Raw genomic sequence first — 4279 nt, forward strand, 5'->3', positions numbered from 1 at the left:
ATGCGCTGCTCATAACCATCCCGTCTTCATCTGGGCATGGTCACGATGGCGGCGAATACACCAGTCTGTCGCCGCCTGTTGTCATCGAAGAAAACGGGTTAATACGCAACTGTAGTACTAGAGCAGATTCATCATGGGCGGAATCGCGGGGATTCCCTTTGAGCTGATTGCGTGATTCATAGGGAGCCGTCTGGAAGGAGGCGGCGATGGGTTGGCGATCAGGGCAGAGTTACTCTCAGGATTTACGCGACCGGGTGCTTGGTGCGGTGGACGGTGGAATGGCGGTCCGCCAAGCTGCAACGACGTACCGGGTGAGCATCGCGTACATTTACAAGGCGCTGATCCGGCGTCGGCTGACCGGCGACGCGGGGATTAATCCGAACCGGGGTCATCCGCCGCGCAAGCTCTCGCCCGAGCAGGACTTGGCGCTGGCTGCCCACATCCGCTCGCGGCCCGGCATCACACTGGCGCAGGCGCAGGCCTGGGTCCTGGCGGAGCATGGTATCGAGCTCAGCACCGGCGCGATGTGGAACGCGGCCAAGCGGCTCCGCCTGTCGTTTAAAAACGTATGGCCCGCCCCGTTTGCAAGTTGGTTGTTGAAGGTGGCTGCTGAGTGGGTCTGCGCAAACGTATCCGGTCTCACGGGCGTGATGCTCGTGGCCAAGATGGAGATCCGCGCGCTCGGCTCCTCATAAAAGCGCCGGCATCGAGTGCCGTTTTTTGAACCAGGCTTGCCGAACGCCGGTCGACCTTCAGGCCATCTTCCTTTCCCTTCCTGCAAACATGGTGGGGCCGCAGCGTCTCCCCGCGGCCGATCCGGTCATCCGGCCACGGCGATGTGGGCCAGTTCGAAGTTCCGTTCGCGGCGCAGGGTCGCCCAAGCGATCCGCGCCAGCTTGTTGGCCAACGCCACCAGCGCGACGTTGCGGTGCGTTCGCGCGAGCATGCCGCGCAACCAGGCGCCCAGCGGCGTCTCGCTCTTCGACAAGGACGGCATGGCCGCTCGTGCTCCGTGGATGAAGAGCATGCGCAGATAGGTGTTGCCACGCTTTGAGATGCCCAGCAGTTTCGGTCTGCCGCCAGTGGTGTGCTGCTTCGGCACGAGGCCCAGCCAGGCGCCAAGATCACGCCCGCGCCGGAAGGCCGCGCCATCGCCGATGGCGGCGATGAGCGCGGTGGCATTGAGCACGCCGACGCCCGGGATCGTCACCAGGCGGCGCGTCGCCTCATCGGCCTTGGCGAGCGCGACGAACTCGCCGTTGAGCGCATCGATCTGCTTGTCGAGCGCCCGCCACTCGGCGCGCGTGTCGGCGACCAGCTGGCGGATACGGGGGGCGAGCGCGTAATCCGGATCGACCAGGATCGCGTCGACCGCCAACTCGAGCTTGCGTCGACCGGCAGGGAAGGCATGACCGCGCTCGAACAGGATGGCGCGCAGCTGGTTGAGCAGCGTCTTGCGCGCGGCGACCAAACGCGAGCGCACCCGGTGCAACGTCTGAATATCGAGCTGCTCCTGGCTCTTGAGCTCGACGAACCGCATGGTCGGCCGCGACGCCGCCTCGGCGATCCCTTCCGCGTCACGGTCGTCGTTCTTCTGCGCCTTCACGTACGGCCGGACATACTCCGGCGACATCAGCTTCACGGTGTGCCCCTGCGACGCCAGCAGCCGCCCGAGATGGTGCGCACCGCAGCACGCCTCCATCGCCACCACGCAGGCCGGAAGCTTCGACACAAAGCCGAGCACCGTCTGCCGGCGCATCGATCGCCGCAGCACGACCGCGCCGGTCGCATCAAGCCCAACCACGCTGCACAGGTTCTTGCCAAGATCGATGCCAAGGATCACGATTGACATGGGTCCGCTCCTTCTCTTTTTCAGCACCAGCATCCTAGCCGATGCGCCCGAGGAGGGGCGGGCCATCCCATAAAAGCGCTGCGGGCGGCCGAGCAAGACCGGCCCGACGTCGCCGCAAGGCGCAAGCTGTGGAGAGCAGCGCAGCCGTTCATCGATCCTGAAGCCCTCGTCTTTCTCGATGAAACCGGCGTCAACACCAAGATGGCGCGGCTCTACGGCTGGGCGCCGGTTGGTGAGCGCTGCCGCGACAGCGCGCCGTTCGGGCACTGGAAGACAATGACATTCATCGCGGGGTTGCGCCTGACTGGCATGACCGCGCCATGGGTGCTCGACGGAGCGATGGATGGCGACGCCTTCCGAACCTACGTCCGGCACGTCCTCGCGCCGACGCTGAGGCGCGGCGACGTCGTCGTGCTCGACAACCTGCCCGCGCACAAGGTCGCCGGCGTGCTTGAAGCGTTCACCCAGCGTCGGGCCCAGATCTTCTACCTGCCACCCTACAGCCCGGACATGAACCCGATCGAGATGGCCTTCGCCAAGCTCAAGGCGCTGCTACGGCAGGAGCCGGTCCGGACCATCGACAGCCTAGTCGAGCGCATCGGCCAGCTCCTCGATCGCTTCCTTCCCGACGAATGCGCCAACTACTTCCATGCCGCCGGATACCAACAGTCATCGTGAAAATGCTCTAGGTTGGCCGGCGCTTCTTGGTGTCGTTTTAGGCGAAGGGCCTATTCGAGAAGAAATACACCCAGAACGGGATGCTGAGCACGACCAATGCCATGCCGATGTAGCTGCTGGGCGACCCCGCGCGCTGGCGCTGGCCGAGGTCTCCTTCAAGATTGACTTAAGGGGACATTTGCCATCTTCCCAGCGCCGCTCGCCTCTTTGGAACGGCCGCGACGGCGATGTCAGACCAGGATGGAGTCCCCGCCCCAAGGCGTCACTTTGCCGCTGCGGTCGTGGAACCGCTCGGGAAGGTCGTCGACCATGTCCCAGGACATCGAAACTCGTCCGAAGCCGACGTAGGCGGCGCAATGTGCGCACAGTTCGACGATCTCCGGCTCGGAGAAGTGTTGGCGCAGATCATCGAACGTCGCGTCGGATATGCCCACGTGATCGGTTGCAAGCAGGTCTGCATAGCGCAATGCGGCGCGCTCTCGATCGCTGAGGTCGGTCGCCTCCTCGGGGTCGGCGAGCTGGCAAACGAGATCCTCCGTGACCCCCTCCTGAACTCCGTGGCTGTACCGGACCGCCATGCAGCTGCGGCACTGGTTATGCAAGGCGATTCGCAGGCGCAGCAATTCGATCAGCCGCGGAGACAGAGTGGACGCCGCCATCAACGCCGCACGAAATTGAAAATAGGCGGCCATCAGGTCGGGGCGCTGAGCCCAGATGCGCGCGACCCCGAGCTTTTCCTTGGACACGAGGGCCGTCTCGCCGAGGATGTGGCGAACCTCGGGCGCGAATTCGTCAGGTTCGAGTGCGGTCAGTCTGGCCATGATCCTATCCCCCCGCGATTGCCGGTATGCGCGAGGGTCCCTTCGAACGGGCCCCTTGTCAACGTGGATGTTGCCAACCGCGCCGTCACCGAGCCAAACGTCGTCGAGACGGCGCGCCAGCCCGGACCTCGAGGCCTTCTGACGGCGTTCGCGGCGGCTTTGCTATCGCTCCACTTCCGACAAGGCGAGCGACCGTTCATGCGGACGGATGCTGACGTTGATCCCGCTGAACCTTGGCATGCCCGAGTAGCGATCGAAGTCGACGTCGTTGGCGATGAGCCGCGTCACGCTCGCACCCCCGCTGTGGATCGCGATCGATCGGCGCGCCCGAGGCGTCGATGCGCCCGTAGCCGTGGGTCATCAAGACAACGCCCGGCCGAAGCGTGTCGTCCTTCGCCAGCACTGCCTGAATGGCCCCATGCGAGGATTCGACGGTCACGATGCACCCGGGCGCCAACCCGAGCCGGGCGATGTTCTCGGAATGCATCGACAGCGGATTGTGGGCGGAATCGCGCGTCGTCACGCCGTCGTTTAGCCATGTATTGAGGAGTTCGCGGAAGCGGCGCGATATCAACCTGAACTCGTTCGCCCGACGCGCGTTCGAGGGCGGCGCCAACGTGCCGGCGAGCCGGGTCAGCTCCCGCACGATGCCGTGCTCTATCGCCAGCACCACAAGATCGAGAATATGTTCGGCAGACTCAAGGACTGGCGGCGCATTCACACCCGCCACGACCGCTGCGCCCACACCTTTGTGTCGCCATCTGCATCGCCGCAACTGTCATCTTCTGGCTCAATTAATGAGTCCTGATCTTAGTACTACAGTTGCGTATTAACCCGTTTTCTTCGATGACAACAGGCGGCGACAGACTGGTGTATTCGCCGCCATCGTGACCATGCCCAGATGAAGACGGGATGGTTATGAGCAGCG

Annotated in this window: 4 protein-coding genes and 2 pseudogenes; 3 read left to right on the forward strand and 3 right to left on the reverse strand. The window is 64.1% G+C overall.

Annotation, left to right across the window (positions count from 1 at the left end; translation table 11 throughout):
- Positions 1 to 206: 206 nt before the first annotated feature.
- Positions 207 to 695: a helix-turn-helix domain-containing protein gene (locus GQY20_RS31780; RefSeq protein WP_157221194.1), complete on the forward strand. Its 489-nt coding sequence runs from the start codon at positions 207 to 209 to the stop codon at positions 693 to 695.
- A gap of 125 nt (positions 696 to 820) precedes the next feature.
- On the opposite strand, the gene GQY20_RS31785 is transcribed toward GQY20_RS31780, so the two are convergent.
- Positions 821 to 1852 (reverse strand): IS110 family RNA-guided transposase, encoded by a 1032-nt coding sequence (locus GQY20_RS31785; RefSeq protein WP_157221195.1) that lies wholly within the window; start codon positions 1850 to 1852, stop codon positions 821 to 823.
- Between the two features lie 84 nt (positions 1853 to 1936).
- On the opposite strand from GQY20_RS31785, the pseudogene GQY20_RS31790 reads away from it, so the two are divergent.
- Positions 1937 to 2530: pseudogene (locus GQY20_RS31790) on the forward strand (IS630 family transposase); the annotation flags it as partial.
- Between the two features lie 230 nt (positions 2531 to 2760).
- On the opposite strand, the gene GQY20_RS31795 reads toward GQY20_RS31790, so the two are convergent.
- Positions 2761 to 3351 carry a carboxymuconolactone decarboxylase family protein gene (locus GQY20_RS31795; protein WP_157221196.1) on the reverse strand — a complete coding sequence of 197 codons (591 nt, stop codon included), beginning with the start codon at positions 3349 to 3351 and terminating at the stop codon, positions 2761 to 2763.
- Between the two features lie 196 nt (positions 3352 to 3547).
- On the reverse strand, positions 3548 to 4081 hold the full coding sequence (locus GQY20_RS32740; protein ID WP_157221197.1) for a molybdopterin dinucleotide binding domain-containing protein: 534 nt from the start codon (positions 4079 to 4081) through the stop codon (positions 3548 to 3550).
- Between GQY20_RS32740 and GQY20_RS32745 the strand changes: the two are divergent.
- Positions 4028 to 4149: pseudogene (locus GQY20_RS32745) on the forward strand (IS5 family transposase); the annotation flags it as partial. The gene GQY20_RS32740 and the pseudogene GQY20_RS32745 overlap by 54 nt on opposite strands.
- Between the last annotated feature and the right edge of the window lie 130 nt (positions 4150 to 4279).

It is taken from the genome of Flavisphingomonas formosensis (genome assembly GCF_009755815.1).
Taxonomy (GTDB): Bacteria; Pseudomonadota; Alphaproteobacteria; order Sphingomonadales; family Sphingomonadaceae; genus Flavisphingomonas; species Flavisphingomonas formosensis.